The organism is Clostridium sp. UBA5712 (genome assembly GCF_002419845.1).
GTDB lineage: Bacteria > Bacillota > Clostridia > Clostridiales > Clostridiaceae > Clostridium_J > Clostridium_J sulfidigenes.
In genome coordinates this window covers 273,270-291,801 of record NZ_DIGW01000014.1, presented here as the reverse complement: position 1 = coordinate 291,801, position 18,532 = coordinate 273,270, and the positions used below count along the sequence as shown (strand labels likewise).

The 18,532-nt window shown below is 30.2% G+C and carries 15 protein-coding genes and 1 other annotated feature; of the genes, 3 read left to right on the top strand and 12 right to left on the bottom strand.

Annotated elements, in window-relative coordinates:
- Positions 1-2 precede the first annotated feature (2 nt).
- Positions 3-1,826 (top strand): HAMP domain-containing sensor histidine kinase, encoded by a 1,824-nt coding sequence (locus tag B3B03_RS12435; protein WP_346877465.1) that lies wholly within the window; start codon positions 3-5, stop codon positions 1,824-1,826.
- 61 nt (positions 1,827-1,887) lie between these two features.
- Here B3B03_RS12435 and B3B03_RS12430 read toward each other — a convergent pair whose 3' ends face one another.
- Positions 1,888-2,385, bottom strand: a complete 498-nt coding sequence (locus tag B3B03_RS12430; protein WP_346848053.1) for a metal-dependent transcriptional regulator — start codon at positions 2,383-2,385, stop codon at positions 1,888-1,890.
- 317 nt (positions 2,386-2,702) lie between these two features.
- Between B3B03_RS12430 and B3B03_RS12425 the strand changes: the two genes are divergently transcribed.
- Both B3B03_RS12425 and feoB read left to right on the top strand, forming a co-directional pair.
- Entirely contained in the window at positions 2,703-2,969 is a 267-nt protein-coding gene (locus B3B03_RS12425; RefSeq protein ID WP_346848052.1) for a FeoA family protein, read from the top strand.
- Between the two features lie 209 nt (positions 2,970-3,178).
- Positions 3,179-5,338, top strand: coding sequence for a ferrous iron transport protein B (feoB, locus tag B3B03_RS12420; protein WP_346877464.1), 2,160 nt, complete (start codon positions 3,179-3,181; stop codon positions 5,336-5,338).
- A 61-nt stretch (positions 5,339-5,399) separates the two neighbouring features.
- Here the strand turns inward: feoB and B3B03_RS12415 are convergent, their stop codons facing one another.
- The 11 genes from B3B03_RS12415 to B3B03_RS12365 all read right to left on the bottom strand — a co-directional run bounded on the left by B3B03_RS12415 (position 5,400) and on the right by B3B03_RS12365 (position 18,472).
- Entirely contained in the window at positions 5,400-6,026 is a 627-nt protein-coding gene (locus B3B03_RS12415) for a DUF3793 family protein (RefSeq protein ID WP_346848050.1), read from the bottom strand.
- Positions 6,027-6,039: 13 nt separating this feature from the next.
- Positions 6,040-6,453, bottom strand: coding sequence for a flavodoxin (locus B3B03_RS12410; RefSeq protein WP_346877463.1), 414 nt, complete (start codon positions 6,451-6,453; stop codon positions 6,040-6,042).
- A 256-nt stretch (positions 6,454-6,709) separates the two neighbouring features.
- A complete protein-coding gene (locus B3B03_RS12405) occupies positions 6,710-8,320 on the bottom strand; it encodes a CTP synthase (RefSeq protein ID WP_346877462.1) in 1,611 nt (536 codons plus the stop codon).
- A 393-nt stretch (positions 8,321-8,713) separates the two neighbouring features.
- Complete coding sequence (gene asnA, locus B3B03_RS12400; RefSeq protein WP_346877477.1) at positions 8,714-9,721, bottom strand: aspartate--ammonia ligase; 1,008 nt, start codon at positions 9,719-9,721, stop codon at positions 8,714-8,716.
- A gap of 124 nt (positions 9,722-9,845) precedes the next feature.
- Positions 9,846-10,111 (bottom strand) — a binding site (T-box leader).
- A gap of 119 nt (positions 10,112-10,230) precedes the next feature.
- Positions 10,231-11,922, bottom strand: coding sequence for a peptide ABC transporter substrate-binding protein (locus tag B3B03_RS12395; protein ID WP_346877461.1), 1,692 nt, complete (start codon positions 11,920-11,922; stop codon positions 10,231-10,233).
- A 34-nt stretch (positions 11,923-11,956) separates the two neighbouring features.
- Positions 11,957-12,934 carry a dipeptide ABC transporter ATP-binding protein gene (locus tag B3B03_RS12390; protein ID WP_346848046.1) on the bottom strand — a complete coding sequence of 326 codons (978 nt, stop codon included), beginning with the start codon at positions 12,932-12,934 and terminating at the stop codon, positions 11,957-11,959.
- A complete protein-coding gene (locus B3B03_RS12385; RefSeq protein ID WP_346877460.1) occupies positions 12,927-13,943 on the bottom strand; it encodes an ABC transporter ATP-binding protein in 1,017 nt (338 codons plus the stop codon). Before B3B03_RS12385 ends, B3B03_RS12390 begins: the two co-directional genes overlap by 8 nt.
- 11 nt (positions 13,944-13,954) lie before the next feature.
- Positions 13,955-14,893: an ABC transporter permease gene (locus B3B03_RS12380; RefSeq protein WP_346848044.1), complete on the bottom strand. Its 939-nt coding sequence runs from the start codon at positions 14,891-14,893 to the stop codon at positions 13,955-13,957.
- 11 nt (positions 14,894-14,904) lie between these two features.
- Positions 14,905-15,834 (bottom strand): ABC transporter permease, encoded by a 930-nt coding sequence (locus B3B03_RS12375; RefSeq protein ID WP_346848043.1) that lies wholly within the window; start codon positions 15,832-15,834, stop codon positions 14,905-14,907.
- A gap of 312 nt (positions 15,835-16,146) precedes the next feature.
- Positions 16,147-17,391, bottom strand: coding sequence for a metal-dependent hydrolase family protein (locus B3B03_RS12370; protein ID WP_346877459.1), 1,245 nt, complete (start codon positions 17,389-17,391; stop codon positions 16,147-16,149).
- Positions 17,392-17,605: 214 nt separating this feature from the next.
- Positions 17,606-18,472, bottom strand: coding sequence for an SDR family oxidoreductase (locus B3B03_RS12365; RefSeq protein ID WP_346877458.1), 867 nt, complete (start codon positions 18,470-18,472; stop codon positions 17,606-17,608).
- Positions 18,473-18,532: the final 60 nt, after the last annotated feature.

Here is an 18,532-nt window from a genome sequence, read left to right as displayed (position 1 = left end):
CCTTGACTTCTACTATTAAAAAATTAATTAAAAAATGGATTAATGCCTCTAACGAAAATATAAATTTAATTGAAATACTGATAGTTTTTATTATAGGTATAACTGTTCTTCCAAAATTTCTTCAAATAACTCTATCTGATTATGATAATTATACCAATAGATATAGTTTTTATGGAACTGCTATTATTAACGAAAAAACTTTTAAGAATGAGATGTTACAAAATGATGTCATCAATTTCAGAGAAAATTTACTAAGTGTTACAGAAGGATTTTCAAAAATTCTCTATTGTAAAACTGATAATGATGCAAAAGTTATACAAAACTCCTTAGAAACTTCTCTTATTGGTGATATTGGAGTTTTACTGATTGATAAAACTAATAATAGGTGGTTTTCTAATAGAAATTGGTTTTCAGATTATCCATTCAATGAACTTCCACCTAAAGATGCATTAATAAAATTATCTAAAGAAGATGATGTGGTAGTTTATAGTTCTAATAATTTATCCCATTATTCAGCTCCAAGAGGTTACTACAATGGTGCATATACCTCTCCTAATGCTGAATTAGAGGAACTTTACTTTATTCGTGGTGCTAAATATAGTAGTATGGCAAACTTCATAAGACTTAGATTTTATTTTTCTATTCCTCTATTAATTATATTTATGATTTTGTTAACTAAACAATTTTTCTGTATTAAAATTTTTGGAATAAAAAAATATATACGTAATTTTAACAATTTACTTATTTTTAGGCTAATAAAATCTATTAATATTTTTTTTGTAAGTATTAAGGATGTATTTAAAAACTTATTTTTCGATACTACACTATTAGGACTTTTTATATTTTGGGTAATGTATTTTCCACTATCCTATGTGTTTAATTCTAATGATTACTTTTTTTACTTCAACAGGAATCTTAATAGTTTCCTTATAAAATCAACTTTTTTTATAATTATAGCAAGTACATGTGTTAGATATTTAGAGAGCATAAATAATAAGAATAATTTAATCAAATATCTTAAAAAAATTGAAGATGGAGATATGGATGTAGATATAAATGCTAAAAATCTTGGTAATTTATCCAACTTAGCAATGGAAATAAACAATTTAAAGGTAAGCTATAACAAGAAAGTTGAAGAAGGAATTCGAAGTGAGAAGTTAAAAACTGAACTTATAACTAATGTATCCCACGATTTAAAAACCCCATTAACTTCCATAGTAAATTATGTAGATATACTTAAAGATGAATCCCTTGATAAAAGCGAAATAAAGGATTATGTTACCATTCTAGATAATAAATCAACTAAACTTAAAAAGCTTGTTGAAGACTTATTTGAAATGTCAAAAATGAACTCTGGACAAATTATTTTAAATAAAAGCGATGTAGATATTGTAGAACTAATTCATCAGAGTCTAGGAGAACTAAGCTTTTTAGGTGAAAATAAGAGTCTTACCTTTAAAGTAATTGGAAATAAAGATTGTCACCTACACCTAGATGGTGCTAGAATTTCAAGAGTTATGGATAACTTAATATGCAATGCTATAAAATATTCACTTGAAAACTCTAGAATTTATCTTGAAGTTATTGAATGTGAAAAAGAATGTGAGATAATAGTAAAAAATATATCAAAATATGATTTAGATTTTAATGAAGATGATATTCTTGAACGATTTGTTAGAGGCGATAAATCTAGAAATTCTACAATAGATGGTTCTGGTTTAGGCCTTGCTATTTCTAAAACTATAGTAGAACTCCATAAAGGTACTCTTAAAGTGAAATGTGACGGAGACTTATTTAAGGTAATAATTAAACTTCCTAAATCTTAAAATATAAAATTAGATAAACTTTACAAAGCTACCTTAAAGCTATAGCGTTTAGGTAGCTTTTTTATATTTCCTCAATATCTTCATTCTTATAGTACTTTTCTCTAAATGTTCTATACTCATCTAAAATATTTTTATTATCTTCTATAAAGCAATTAAATATATTTAAATTCTCTACAGTATCACTACCTACCACATGCTCAATTAACTCTGTTTCTATGAGTATATCACTATCAGAGCCTAAAAATTTCAAAAACTTTTCTATTGTATTATGTCTGCATAAAAGATATTTACCTACCTTTATACCAAGAGCAGTAAGTCTTATAATTCCATACTTTTCATAATCAATCAAACCTAGCTTACCGAGCTTCTGCATCATCTTGGAGGCTGAAGAATCCCTAACATTTAGCATTGCAGACAGCTTATTAAGTCTTATATAATCCTCCCCTTCCATAGTGCATCTATAAAGCATCTCTACATAATCTTCCATGGATGCAGTGATTAATCTATCATCAAATAGCTTCTGTTCATATGCTCTAACTGTATAAAATTTTTTATCCACTTACTTTATCCTCCATATTCTATAAATTATATTTTGTTCCTTAACAAATTTTCAACCTTCCATTTCTATTACATATTTATTTAGATTATAAACACTAAAATATAAATAATTAAAAACTATTAAATATTTCTACTTTATTTTTAAAATAGTATTTTTAAAATAGTATCATGAATATATAAATAATCATATGTTAGAGTAGGGAAAGATTTTTTCCCTACTCTAACTAGTTAAATATATGATTAATTAAAAATAATTAGAAGTACTATAACTTACTTAATTAATTATAAATACAAAAAGTTTAAAAGGAGATTAACAGTATGAATAAAAATTCAAATGTTTATATAGAGTCATCTAGAATATTACCCTTAACAGATTTATCTATGGGCAAAAAATGCAAAGTAAAAACTCTTACCTCTAGTGGATCTATAAGACGCAGAATGCTTGATCTTGGACTTATATCCAATACAGAAATAGAAGTTCTTAATCAAAGTCCTTCTGGTGATCCTGTAGCTTATTTAATTCGTGGAGCAGTAATTGCAATTCGTAAAGAAGATGCTTCTAACATATTAGTTGAAGCACTTTAATGTGGTAAGCCTACTAAAGCATTTCATTATAAGAATAAAAATATATTAGTTTTATTCTTATTTGCAAAACATTATAGGCTTCAGATAGAATAGTAACTTCATCTGAAGCCTATTACTAGACATTATGTAACACAATCTATGCTTACCCTAAACTTTTCATAATTATATAAGATTAAATAATACAATAATTTATTATAGGAGGTTTTTTAATGGGATTAACTAATCAATCTACCGGAGTTAGCGCTTTAGAAAAAGAACTTAATATAGATCGTGCTTCCCCCTCAGATAAAATAATTGCTCTAGCTGGTAATCCCAATGTAGGCAAGAGCACAATTTTTAATAGCTTAACTGGACTTAACCAACACACTGGAAATTGGCCTGGAAAGACAGTATCCAATGCACAAGGAAGATATACTCACAAGGATAAATCCTTTATACTAGTTGATATACCTGGAACCTACTCTCTTATGGCTAACTCTGTAGAAGAAGAGGTTGCTAGAGACTTTATCTGTTTCGGTAATCCTGATGCCACTATAGTTATCCTTGATGCTACTTGTCTAGAAAGAAACTTAAACTTAGCACTTCAAACTATAGAAATAACTAACAATGTAGTAATATGTGTAAACCTACTAGATGAAGCTAAAAGAAAAGGAATTAATGTAGACTTAACAAAACTTTCCTTACTTCTCGGTGTTCCTACTGTAGGTACTAGCGCTACCACAGGATATGGTCTTAAAGAATTAATGGATATAGTATATAATCTCACAAATAATGAAGTGCCTATAAATCCTATTAAAATTAAGTATGATAAAGTTTTAGAAGATTCTATCTCACTAATAGAACCAGAAGTAAAAATAGCTCTAAAAAATATAGCTTCTAAAATTAACCCTAGATGGATTTCTTTAAAATTATTAGAAAATGACCCTAGTCTAATTCAATCCTTGAATAAATATTTAAATATTAACATGCTAAATAATGAAATAATTAAAATAAAGATAATAGAAGCAACTAATCTTTTAACTACTTATAACATAACGGGAGAACATTTTAGGGATATATTAGTAACTACTTTAGTAAGTAAAGCCGAAAAAATCAGCATGAAAGTAGTTACAAAAGAGAATTATAAATATAATATTACTGATAGAAAAATTGATAGAATTCTTACATCTAAAATATATGGAATACCTATAATGATTTTACTTTTATGTGTTGTTTTTTGGATAACAATTACAGGTGCTAATTACCCTTCATCCCTTTTATCTACTTCACTCTTCTGGATTGAAGATAGACTTAGTGTATTTTTACTAGGTTTAGGTGCACCCTGGTGGCTAGAAGGTGTTCTAATAAAAGGAATTTACAGAACCTTAGCCTGGGTTATTGCTGTAATGCTTCCTCCAATGGCTATTTTTTTCCCATTATTCACACTTCTTGAAGATTTAGGATATTTACCTAGAATAGCGTTTAATTTAGATAACTTCTTTAAAAAAAGCTGTGCATGCGGAAAACAAGCTCTTACTATGTGCATGGGATTTGGCTGTAATGCAGCAGGAATAATTGGATGCAGAATTATAGACTCCCCTCGAGAAAGGCTAATTGCAATTATTACAAATAATTTTGTACCTTGTAATGGACGTTTTCCAACTTTAATTGCTATAATCACCATGTTCTTTGCTGGCACTTTTGTTGGACCATCACAATCTATTATATCTTCATTAATTCTAACATGTGTAATCCTATTAGGAGTATTTATGACCCTAATGATATCCAAAATTCTATCTAAAACTATACTTAAAGGAGTACCATCATCCTTTACTCTAGAACTTCCCCCTTATAGAAAACCACAAGTGGGGAAAATAATAATCCGCTCTATATTGGATAGAACTCTATTCGTTTTAGGTAGAGCAGTTGTTGTAGCAGCACCTGCTGGATTAGTTATTTGGATAATGGCTAATATTACAATTGGAAACTTTAGTCTACTAGCTCATTGTGCTAATTTTTTAAATCCCTTCGCCAATTTAATAGGCTTAGATGGTTATATATTAATGGCATTTATACTTGGTTTTCCTGCTAATGAAATTGTAATTCCTATTATTATTATGAGTTATACAGCCACTGGAAGTTTATTGGAATTTGATAGTTTAATTCAACTAAGACAACTTCTAACTTCAAATGGTTGGACATGGCTCACAGCATTAAATGTAATGTTATTTTCTTTAATGCACTGGCCATGTAGTACAACTTGTTTAACTATAAAAAAGGAAACTCAAAGCTTTAAATGGACCGCCATTTCCTTTGCAATTCCTACCATAACAGGTATTGTAATTTGTTTTACGATAACAACTCTAGTTCGAATTCTAGGCCTTGCTTAAACATTTAAATAAAAAAACAGAGTTTACACACTCTGTTTTTTTATTCATCGCTACTTTTGCCTTACCCATAAAAACTAAAATTATTTTCTATACTTTGCACTAAAGTACTTCCTTCAATTCCTTTAAATATAGAATTTACTGTATATTCCTTAACCTGATCATAAGATTGAAAAATTCTTTGAGCTGAAATACAGTCATTATACACTTTCCAATATCCACACAATAAACACTTCTTATCATTACAGTTAATAAAATCTTTCACGTCATTAATTGGTATTCCTAAAAAAATACCTAATTCATGTGGACAGTTAAATTCTTTATATCTATTTTTTAACACATTTAAATATTCTATAATAGTTCCATTTTCTGAATAGCCTAGACCTATTAAAAACTCTTTATTTTCTTCTTTCCCTATATATTTTTCAAGTAAACGCTGATTATAAATTAATACTACAATTGAATCATCAGATTCTCTTAGTTCTATAAAGTCAAGACCTATACTTTGAATAAACGCTTTTCCCATTGAACCCCAGTTGCTATATAAATTTCTATTATATTTTTTAAAAGTAATAGTAGCAGCTGGTTTAACCTTTGCAATCACCAATGAAGTATTATAAATTAAAAAGTTTTTAATATATTCTTCACCATTCATAGATTCTAACTTATTATAAAATTCTAAACATGTCATTTTCATTACCTACCTATAAAAGTGTTATTTTTTTACCAAAATTTATACATTCATCTTCATCTTCTGGTTCGCCACAAATTATTAAACAGTCCTCTTTTATTTCACATCCATAAGAAAGCATTCTATCTTCCCAATCTCTCATCCACTTTCCATCTCCCCAACCATAGGATCCAAATAAAACAACTTTCTTTTTAGATATTTTTGAAGATATCTCTTCAATAAAAGGTTCAAACTCAGATTCTTCTAATACTTCATCTCCCATAGATGGGCATCCTAATACTATTATATTTTCATCATCAAAGATGCTACTGTTAGCATTAGCAACATTGATTACTTCTGCATTTTTTCCTTCTTCTCTGATTCCTTTAGCAATTAATTCTGCCATTTTCTCTGTATTACCTGTACCTGACCAATAAACTATTTTCATAACACATCCTCCTTAATTGAAAATTATTCTCAATTAAATAATATCGGATCTTCGCGGTATTGTCAATAGTTTTTGATAATTATTCTCAATTGAATAGTAACAAATAAATCATAATCCTATTATGCTTGTATATGTATGGTTTTATACTTATTAAAGCTCTTTAAATAAATAATAAAAGGCATCTTTCTATTGAACTGCTATCAAATTTATAGATATCAGTTAATATTCTAGAAAAATGCTTCTTTTATTATTTATATTATTTACTTTCCTTATCTCTAATTGCAGCTCTTATAAATCCTTTGAATAAAGGATGAGGATTATTAGGTCTTGATTTCAATTCTGGATGAAATTGCACTGATACATACCACGGATGATCTTTTATTTCAACAATTTCTACCAATCTATCATCGGGGCTTGTCCCAGTAATATTCATACCTTTCTCTACTAATTCTTCTCTAAACTTATTATTAAATTCATACCTATGTCTATGTCTTTCATTTACCAATATTTCATCATATTCACTAGCCACTATTGAATTTTTGTCTAGTTTACATGGATATAAACCAAGTCTCATAGTACCACCTAAGTTTTCAATTTCTTGTTGATCTGCCATTAAATCTATTACTGGATATTTTGTATTTGGGTCAATCTCAGAGCTATTAGCTCCTTCATATCCAAGTACATTTCTAGCAAATTCTATAACTGAACATTGCATACCTAAACATATCCCAAATAAAGGTTTTTTATTCTCCCTTGCCCACCTTATAGCTTCAATCTTGCCTTCTATTCCTCTATCTCCAAATCCCCCTGGTACTAATATCCCATTCACATCAGAAAAAATTTCATCCGAATTATATCTTGCTACCTCTTCTGCATTTATCCATTTCATTTCTATTATGCAATCATTAGCATATCCACCATGACTTAAAGCCTCAACTACAGAGATATACGCATCATGTAGTTCTACATATTTACCAACTAAAGCAATCTTAATTTTCTCATTTAAATTTTTAATTTTATTAACCATATTAATCCATTGTGAATTATCAATATCCGTACATTCTAAATTTAATCTTTCACATACTAACCTATCTAGACCTTCCTTATGTAACATTAAAGGTACTTCATATAAGTGCTCTGCATCTAGATTTTGTATTACATTTTTACCTTCTAAATTACAAAACAAACCTATTTTTGCCTTCAATTCATCTGATATTTCCTTTTCAGCTCTACAAACTATTAGGTCTGGTTGAATTCCTATACTTCTTAATTCTTTAACCGAATGTTGAGTTGGCTTTGTTTTTAATTCACCAGCTTTTCCTAGATAAGGTACTAAAGTCACATGTATAAAACACACATTTTCCTTACCTACTTCATACTGAATTTGTCTTATAGCTTCCAAAAATGGTAAGGATTCAATATCTCCTACAGTACCACCAATTTCAGTTATTACCACATCTACTGCCTTTTCCTTTGTTACCCTACATATTCTTTCTTTTATCTCATTAGTTATATGAGGTATTACTTGAACAGTTCCACCTAAATACTCTCCTCTTCTTTCTTTAGATATGACTGACCAATAAATTTTACCAGTAGTAACATTGCTACTTTTGCTCAAATTTTCGTCAATAAATCTTTCGTAATGTCCTAAATCTAAATCAGTTTCAGCACCATCATCAGTAACAAATACTTCTCCATGTTGATATGGACTCATTGTTCCTGGATCTACATTTAGGTATGGATCAAACTTCTGTATTGTAACATTTAATCCCCTATTTTTTAAAAGTCTACCTAAAGATGCTGCTGTAATACCCTTTCCTAAGGATGAAACTACTCCACCTGTTACAAAAATATACTTACTATTCATGTTATCTTCTCCCATACAATTTATTTTTATATTTTATTAATTTACTATTGACTTTTAATCTCTACATTTGTATAATAAGAACTACCCCATAAATAATATGGGGTAGTCTGTACTTTTAACATAGAATTTATATTACCACACTTCCATATATATGGCTAGTGTTTTTTGTCATTTTATATATTTAATTTAATAATTAAATATATAAAATTATTGTTAGTATAAATCTAACTAATTTACATATTAATATGTGAGGCTATCTTAGAATAATAAAAAACATTCTAAGATAGCCTCACTTTTAACTATTTTTTAAATTAAAACACACTTTAATAATTAAATTTATTATGATTCATTTCTTCATCATATAAAAATTAAATATACAAATCCACTTATGAATTAAAGTAAATTTATATTATTTTCCTTACAAATTTTTATATTTTTTTCATCCCATGTAGTAGCTTGAACTTCACCAATATGAGCTTTGTTTAAAAAAAACATGCATATTCTTGATTGACCTATTCCTCCTCCAATTGTATATGGAAGTTCTCCTGCTAATAATCTCTTATGAAAATCTAGACGTCTTCTGTTATCATTACCTGATACTGTTAATTGATAATCAAGGGCTTTTTCATCTACTCTTATTCCCATTGATGAAAGTTCTACAGCCCTATCTAATAAAGGATACCAAAATAATATATCTCCATTTAAATTCCAATCATCATAATCCGGACTCCTACCATCATGCTTTTCTCCCGATTTTAACGCTCCACCTATTTTCATTATAAATACAGCGCCAAACTCCCTACAAATTTCATCTTCTCTTTCCTTAGAAGTAAAGTTTGGATAAATGTCTTCTAGCTCCTGAGTAGTTATAAAATGTATTTCATTTGGTAAAGGATTTTCTACCTTCATTAAATTTTTATCAACAAATTCTTGAGTTTTCTTAAATACCTTATAGATTTTTCTTACAATATCTTTTAAATATTCTTCATTTCTATCTTCTTTTTTTATTACCTTTTCCCAATCCCATTGGTCTACATAAACTGAATGTAAATTGTCTAGTTCTTCATCTCTTCTTATAGCATTCATATCTGTATATAATCCATCTCCAACTTGGAAGTTGTATCTATGAAGACTCATTCTTTTCCATTTTGCTAAGGAGTGTACTATTTCAACATTTTCTCCTGTAGCCAGCAAGTCAAATACTACCGGTCTCTCAACTCCGTTTAAATTATCATTTAATCCACTTTGAGAGTCCACAAACAGTGGAGCTGAAACTCTAGTCAAGCTAAGACTTTCTGATAAAGTCCTTTCAAAAAAATCTTTTATCTTCTTTATGTGTACTTCTGTTTCTATTAATGTGGCATTGGATTTATATCCTTTCGGAATAACAATCCCTTCTATCTTCATAATAATTCCTCCTTAGATTTCAAGTTTAAAGTTAAAGAGTTGATAAAGTTTTATGGGCCCATACTTTATCTTTTTTATTTATATATAATAAAAAAACTCTCATCCCTATATAAAAATATAAAAGGACGAGAGTACTACTCACGCGTTACCACCTTAATTCATTGCTACTTTACAATAACAATCTCTTCAAGTACGTCAATTAATGCAAATTGATTATACTCTAGCACTATATCGGGTGCAGATCCGGTACTGCCTACTGGTTGTTATCTTTCGGAGCACTGCTCAGAGATGTTATTCAAATCAACTTACTCTTCCACCTCTCAGCTTATGGGGAATTCTCTGTAAAGATACATTAATTTTACTTCTTCTCTTCAACGCTTTCTACATTTCATTTTTTTAAATAATATCACAATTAATTTATTTTGTAAAGCACTTTTAAAATGCTATCTCAAAATTTCTTTTGAGATAGCATTTTGATTTTAAAGTTCTTTTTATTTATTTAATTACTCTACATAAGCATCTCTAAATTCCATTTGTCCTAATGGTGATTTATAAGTTCCTTTAACATTTTTGTCTATACATAATACATTGGTATAATAGTATAGTGGTATAATTGGTGATTCATCCATTAAAATATCTTCTGCTTTGTGTAATAATTCTGTTCTCTTAGCGTCATCTAACTCTACTTTAGCTTGAGCTATTAACTTATCATATTCTTTATTTGAATATCCTGCATTATTTTGTCCATTACCAGTTGTCCACATATCTAAGAATGTCATCGGATCATTATAATCTGCTATCCATCCATGTCTAGCCATAGAATATTGGAAATTATTCCTTGTATCTTGGAATACTGCCCACTCTTCATTTTTCAACTCTACATTAATTCCTAGATTTGTTTTCCACATATCTTGTACTGCTTGAGCTATATTTTGATGACCTTGATCTGTATTAAAAGTAAATGTTATTGTTGGTGCTCCTTCTCCATTTGGATATCCAGCTTCTTCTAGCAATTTCTTAGCTTCTTCAATATTTGCACCCTTTGATGAATAATCCTTTTGAAACTCTTTTCCTATTGAATCAAGAATACCTGCTGGAACATAGCTAGTTGCTGGTGCTTGACCACCTTGAGCTACCTTATCAACTATTAGTTGCCTATCTATAGCTAGTGATAAAGCTTTTCTGAACTTAGGATTGCTTAATGCTTCAGCTGCTTTAGGATCTACATCCTTAGCTTTGTCTGATACATTTATTACATAGAAGTACGTTCCTAAATAAGGATATATTTTTGCTGTTCCTTCATCTAGTAATGTAGGAATTTCAGCCTGAGGTGGTGATTCTATTACATCTATTTCTCCACTCTTAAAGGCATTTAAATAAGTTATTTGATCATCTATTAATCTTACTTCTAATGTTTCAAGTTTTACATTTTTAGCATCCCAATAATTTTCATTTTTTACAAATGTAATACTTTCTTTTTCTTTCCATTCAGACATCTTAAATGGTCCATTAGATATATATGTGTCTGGTTTTAATGTCCATTTTTCTTCATTTCCTTCTATAATGTCTTTTCTAACTGGGAAATAAGTTGGAAAAGCTGCCAATGATAAGAAATATGGAACTGGAGATTCAAGAGTTACTTCTAAAGTGTTATCATCTATAACCTTTACACCTACATCCTCTGCTGTAGCAACCTTATCTCCTACTTTTTCCTGATTATAGTATGCAGCTCCATTTTTTATATAGAAAAGTTGATATGCATATTCTGCTGCCACTTTAGGATTTAATGCTCTCTTCCATGCATATTCAAAATCCCCAGCTACTACCGGTTTTCCATCTGACCATTTAGCATCCTTCCTTATATGGAAAGTATATACAGTTCCATCGTCAGATACTTCATACTTTTCAGCAGTACCTGGTACTATTTTAGAATTTTCATCCTCTCTCATTAACCCTTCAAAGGCATTGTGAATTATTGTTGAACCATCTACTGCTGAATTTAGCTGTGGATCAATAGTTTTAGGATCTGCACCTAAATTATATACTATTTTTTGTTCTACTGTTTCTTCTACCACAGGCGTATTGCTATCACCAGGTTTTTCTCCTTCATTTCCTTTAGTCTTAGTACATCCTAAAAGTAATGTACCTGTCATTATTGCAGTCATTATCAGTGCCATTATTCTAGTTTTCTTCATTCATTGACCTCCTTATTAAATTAATTAATTTATTTTAAAATAAATGACAAGCTACGCAATGACCAGGAGATACTTCCTTTAAAATTGGCTCCTCTTCACCACAGATTTGTTTTGCATATTTACATCTAGATTTAAATCTACATCCTGGTGGGGGATCAATTGGAGATGGAATATCTCCCTCTAAAATTATTCTTTGTCTTCTTTTAGCTTCATCCGGATCAGGAATTGGAATTGCAGATAGTAATGCATTAGTATAGGGATGTATTGGTTTACTATATACCTCATTACTCTCTGCTATTTCAACTAGTTTTCCTAAGTACATTATTCCAACTCTATTGGATATATGCTTAACCATGGATAAATCATGAGCTATAAACAAGTAAGTTAGGCCAAAGTCATTTTGCAAATCCTCAATCATATTAATTATCTGAGCTTGTATGGATACATCTAGAGCAGAAATAGGTTCATCACAAACAATAAACTCTGGATTAACTGCAAGAGCTCTTGCTATTCCGATTCTTTGTCTTTGACCTCCTGAAAACTCATGTGGATAACGATTTAAATGATTTTGATCAAGACCTACCTTATCTAAAAAATACTTTACTTTTTCTTCTCTTTCTTTGCCTTTACATATTTTATAAATATCTAATGGTTCACCGATAATATCTCCAACGGTTAGCCGTGGATTAAGTGATGCATAAGGGTCTTGAAATATCATCTGCATCTTTTTTCTATAAGATAGCATCTGCTTATTAGTTAGCTTACCAATCTCTTCATTATCATAAAATATCTCTCCAGCAGTAGGATTATATAATTTTAATAGAGTCCTACCTAAAGTTGTTTTACCACATCCTGATTCTCCTACTAGGCCTAAAGTCTCTCCTTTTTTTATTTGAAGAGATACCCCATCAACAGCCTTTAATATTCCTTTATTCTTACTAAAAATTGATTTCTTAGTATTGAAATATTTACATAGATTTTTTATTTCTATTAGTTTCTCCATGCTACTCATCTTCCTTCCTCCTCTTCAATGGAGTTTCAACCTTTGGTGCCCTATTATCATTTAACCAACAAGCAGATTTATGTCCTGGAGTTATTTCATAATATTTAGGTCTATGCTCTTTACATACTTCCATAGAATATTTACATCTAACATAAAATGGACATCCCTTTGGAGGTTTAAATAAATCTGGTGGTTGACCATCTATAGGTCTTAGTCTTTCTCTTACCAAGGTATTAGGATTAGGAACACTTTCCATAAGACCCCAAGTATATGGATGTTTAGAATTATAGAATATATCCTTTACAGTTCCTTGCTCTATAATAAGACCTCCATACATTACATTCACATTATCACAAATATCTGCAACAACTCCCAAATCATGTGTAATAAGAATTATAGATGTATTTAGTTTTTCCTTTATATCCTTCATTATCTCTAAAATTTGTGCTTGTATCGTAACATCTAGTGCAGTAGTTGGTTCATCCGCTATCAATAGCTTTGGATTACAAGTTAATGCCATAGCTATCATAACCCTTTGTCTCATACCCCCAGAAAACTCATGTGGATATTGCTTCATTCTGCTTTCAGGACTAGGTATACCAACTAAGTGTAATAATTCTACAGCTTTTTTATGTGCTTCTTCTTTAGTCATCTTCTTATGGATTCTAAGCGGCTCCATAATTTGATTTCCTATAGTCATAAGCGGATTCAAAGAAGTCATAGGATCTTGGAAAATCATGGATATATCATTCCCTCTTATGGTAGACATATCTTCCTCACTGATAGATACTATATCCTTATCTTCAAATCTTACTTTCCCCTCTTTTACTTTACCATTATCATCTAAAAGCCTCATAATAGACATCATTGTAACACTTTTTCCACTACCAGATTCTCCAACTATACCCATAACCTCACCATGTTCTAGATTAAATGAAACTCCCCCTACAGCTTGCACTTCTCCAAATTGAGTATAGAAAGATGTTTTTAAATTATTTACTTCTAACAAATTACTCATCCTTCCACCACCTACTTTTTAATCTTTGGATCTAGAGCATCTCTAAGCCCATCACCAAGCATATTAAATGAAAAAATTGTTATACATATAGCCAACGTCGGAAATAAAAGCTGATACGGATATAATCTTAAAGTAGATAAAGCATCACTAGCTAAAGTTCCCCATGATGCAAGTGGTGGTACTAATCCTAATCCAATAAAACTTAAAAAAGCTTCTGAAAATATTGCAGTTGGTATTTGCAGTGTAAGAGTTACTATAATTGGACCTAAACAATTTGGAATTAGATGTTTAAATAGTATTCTCTTACCTTGAGCTCCTAAAGTTTTAGCAGCTAAAATAAATTCTTGTTGTTTAAGCTGAAGTATTTCTGCCCTAACAATTCTAGCCATACCTATCCAATAAGAAATAGCCAATGCTACAATAATATTGAATAAACCACCTTTTTCAAGAATGACCATTAATAGTATTACATATATTGTCATAGGTATAGAAGATATTATATCTACAATTCTCATCATAATATTATCTACCCATCCACCTATAAGTCCAGCAATTCCACCATATACTATACCTATAACCAAATTAAGTATAGATGCCACAAAACCAATTATTAAAGAATATCTAGCACCATACATAACCCTTACAAACAAATCTCTTCCTAGTGAATCTGTTCCAAACCAATGCTCTGCAGACGGTCCTTGGTTAGTAAGCATTAAGTTATTTGTCGTATAATCATGTTTAGAAAACCAAGGAATAAATATAGCTCCTAGAGTTATAAGAATAACAAAGATAAGCCCTACTATTGCTAACTTATTTTTTTTAAGTTTTCTCCACGAATCTTTCCAATAAGATACACTTGGCCTATTTATTGTATCCTTTTGTTTACTACCTTCATCTACAAAGACAAAATCCTTTTCTAAAATTTCATTAATTTCTTCATTAAATTCCATAACATCACCTCCTACGCTTCAACATTTTCTAATTTAATTCTTGGATCTATAATTACATACATAATATCCACAATTAAATTACATAGTATAAGAAGTGTACTATAGAATATAGTTACTCCAAGTATAGTTGTATAATCTCTATTTGTTATTGTAGTTACAAACTCTCTTCCAAGTCCAGGTATAGCAAATATCTTTTCTACTACAAAGCTACCAGTTAATATTCCTGCAATCAATGGACCTACGTAGGTTACTATAGGGATTAATGTATTTCTAAGAGCATGTTTAAACATGATTCTTCTACCATTAACTCCTTTTGCCTTTGCAGTTCTAATATAATCTGATTTCAAAACTTCTAAAAGTTTAGATCTTGTAAGTCTAGATATAAATGCTATGGAATATCCAGCTAGAGCTACTGATGGTAAAATATAACTCTTTAAGTTATCTAACCCTGTTATTGGAACTAAGCTTAGTTTAACTCCAAATACATACATCAATAATGTAGCTATAACAAAGCTTGGCAATGTAACTCCCAGTGTAGCAAGTACCATACATATTGAATCTGGCCACTTATTATATTTAAGAGCAGCAATTATCCCTAAAAGTATTCCAAAAATTAAGGAAATTGCCACAGCTACTCCACCAAGTTTAGCAGATGCCGGGAAAGAATAACCTATTATTTCTTGTACTTCTCTTCCTTTGTATCTCATACTTGGACCTAGATCCCCCTTAAGCAAGTCCTTTAAATACATAGAATATTGCTCACCTAAAGATTTATCTAATCCATATTTTGCTTCTAAACTAGCCTTTATTTCTGGTGGTAGTGGCTTTTCACCATCAAAAGGTCCACCAGGCATTAATCTCATTAAAAAAAATGTCGCAGTGATAACTATAAATATAGTTACTACACTTATACCTAGTCTTTTTAGAATGTATTTAATCAAATTCTCACCCCCCATTTTTTATATGATATATATATATTGATTTATTCTCTCAATATTCCATTAATTTTTGTTTAATCCATTACTTTTTAATGATAAATTAATAACAATCTTCATATATATCTATATTTCACTATTTCTTAATGGGTTAATGTGCTTTGTTGCTCAATAAAGCTAAGTAATTATATTTTTCAAAAAAAGAAAAGCGCCTTAAAATTTTGCACTCTTTAAGATATTTATTCACATTTCATTAAGGAAATGATGCTTAAACATCAATTTAAGATCTAGTGTATTTTAAGACAACTCTTTAAACTATTAATTTATATTTTTCTTTACAAAGGTACCTTCCTTCATAATTATCTGCATGTTACCACTTCTTATATCATGAATATCCTTTAATGGATTTCCATTCAATACAATAATATCAGCAAACTTACCTGACTCCAAAGTGCCTGTTATATCATCAATTTTTAGCATTTCTGCTCCATTTTTTGTAGCTGCTAAAATTACCTCCATATTGGTAAGTCCAGCTTTACAAAGAGTATACATTTCAGTTATTGCATATTCTCCATAGGGAGTTAAGCTACTACAGAAGGAATCTGAACCTACTGTTATTCTTATTCCCTTTTTATTTGCATTTCTTAGATTACTTATTATACGATTTAGCTCCTTTTCAGCTACTGTCTCTCCCTCATAATCATCTAAAATTTTTCTATAGGGAGGCTCGTACACTGTAAACCATTGATAGAAGAATTGAAGGGTTGGACAAAAGCTTATATTCTTTTCCTTCATTATTTCTAAACATTCTTCATTTAATTCCTGACCATGGATTATAGCAGAAACTCCTGCCTTACATGAATTTAAAGCTCCTTCATAACCTTCAGCATGAGACCAAACCGGTAATCCAACCATATTGCATTCATCTACCACAGCTTGTATTTCCTCCATACAATAGTGAGATGCTGCTTTGGCATCATGTCTCCATATACCTCCTCCAGTAGACCATATTTTTATAGCATCAGGATTTTCACGTATTCGTTTTCTGATAGACTTACGCAATTCCCAAGGTCCATCAACTCTTTCTGCCCATGGATGTGAATCTTCATTATAGTTCAATGGTAAATTATGTGAATCTCCATGTCCTGAAGTTCTACAAAATCCTAAACCTGTTGCAACTATACGTGGTCCTGGTATTATTCCTTCTTCAATCATATTTCTAAGATGAATTCCAGAACGAGAAATTTCACCTACGGATGTTAGTCCATTCTCCAAAGCTTCTCTAGCTTGAGCAACAGCTACTATTGTCTTTTGTATCACAGGCTCTAATACCCACTCTGTATCACTATCTGTTCTATTTCCGCTAAAATGTAGATGAGAATCTATAAGCCCTGGCATAATAGTTTTTCCTGATATATCTATTATTTCATAATTCTCTTCTATTTCTTTCATCACTCCAGCATAAGTAATTTTCTTATTTTCAACAAGAACTAAGGAATTTTCTACAGGTTCAGTTCCTGATCCATCTATCAATAGTCCTCCTATAAATGCTATACTTCTCATATTTTACCCCCCAAAAATTATTCACATTATTATGGCTTCACTTTGATATACTCTAATAGTTTGCCTCAACTCATTATTATACCATATATGTAAAATTAAACAGGGTTAATTTTATGTTTTTTATAATTTATTTCATGAAAATAAAATGAGTAGACAATAATTACATTATCTACTCATGGTCTAACTAAGTAACTTAATTTAATTATATAAATTATTAACTAGTTATAAATTGACCACCATTTATATGAATAGTTTCTCCAGTTATAAATGAAGCCCCCTCTCCAGCTAAGAATACATAGCTCTCTGCAATTTCAACAGGCTGACCTGCTCTTTTAAACAAGGTATTACTGCCGAAAGTAGATACCTTATCACTATGAAAGGATGATGGTATAAGTGGTGTCCATACTGGACCTGGTGCCACTGCATTTACCCTTATTCCTCTTGTAGCCAATGACTTTGATAAACTTCTAGTTAGGGCTGTTAAAGCTCCTTTAGTACAAGAATAATCTATTAAAGTTTCATTTCCTTCATATGCTGTTACAGAAGTTGTATATATTATTGAATCCCCCTTCTTCATATGAAAGAGTACTTCTTTTGTTAAATAGAAAGCTCCAAAGAAGTTTGTATCAAAGGTTTTATGTAATTGCTTACTAGTTATCTCATTAATTTGTTGACACTCATGTTGTTCTGCAGAATTTGATACAAAAATATTTATAACTCCATACTTTTGTACTACTTTTTTTATAGCTTCCTTGCAGAAGTCTTCATTACCAATATCTCCAGAGATGAGCAAACACTCTCCTCCTCTTTCTTCAATAAGACTTTTTGTTTCCTTAGCATCTTCATGTTCATTTAAATAAATTATACATACCTTTGCTCCTTCTTTTGCATATAGTATAGAAATAGCCCTTCCTATACCACTATCTCCCCCTGTAATTAAAGCTACTTTGCCCTTTAATCTGTCTGAAGTTTTATGATAATCATTTATTTCATAGATAGGTTTTGGTTCCATTTCACTTTCAATGCCTGGCTGTATACTTTGATGTTGAGGCTTAAACCCAATTGGAAAATTGTAGTCCATTTTAATACTCCTTATCTATATATAGAAATTAATATTTTAACTCCATTACTCTTGCTCTAT

What these genes read in the sequence shown, in the direction of transcription:
- B3B03_RS12425 (WP_346848052.1), top strand. Translation starts at nt 2,703, where the DNA reads ATGAATAAAAATTCAAATGTTTATATAGAGTCATCTAGAATATTACCC.
- feoB (WP_346877464.1), top strand. Translation starts at nt 3,179, where the DNA reads ATGGGATTAACTAATCAATCTACCGGAGTTAGCGCTTTAGAAAAAGAA.
- B3B03_RS12415 (WP_346848050.1), bottom strand. Translation starts at nt 6,026, where the DNA reads ATGACATGTTTAGAATTTTATAATAAGTTAGAATCTATGAATGGTGAA.
- B3B03_RS12410 (WP_346877463.1), bottom strand. Translation starts at nt 6,453, where the DNA reads ATGAAAATAGTTTATTGGTCAGGTACAGGTAATACAGAGAAAATGGCA.
- B3B03_RS12405 (WP_346877462.1), bottom strand. Translation starts at nt 8,320, where the DNA reads ATGAATAGTAAGTATATTTTTGTAACAGGTGGAGTAGTTTCATCCTTA.
- B3B03_RS12395 (WP_346877461.1), bottom strand. Translation starts at nt 11,922, where the DNA reads ATGAAGAAAACTAGAATAATGGCACTGATAATGACTGCAATAATGACA.
- B3B03_RS12390 (WP_346848046.1), bottom strand. Translation starts at nt 12,934, where the DNA reads ATGAGTAGCATGGAGAAACTAATAGAAATAAAAAATCTATGTAAATAT.
- B3B03_RS12385 (WP_346877460.1), bottom strand. Translation starts at nt 13,943, where the DNA reads ATGAGTAATTTGTTAGAAGTAAATAATTTAAAAACATCTTTCTATACT.
- B3B03_RS12380 (WP_346848044.1), bottom strand. Translation starts at nt 14,893, where the DNA reads ATGGAATTTAATGAAGAAATTAATGAAATTTTAGAAAAGGATTTTGTC.
- B3B03_RS12370 (WP_346877459.1), bottom strand. Translation starts at nt 17,391, where the DNA reads ATGAGAAGTATAGCATTTATAGGAGGACTATTGATAGATGGATCAGGA.
- B3B03_RS12365 (WP_346877458.1), bottom strand. Translation starts at nt 18,472, where the DNA reads ATGGACTACAATTTTCCAATTGGGTTTAAGCCTCAACATCAAAGTATA.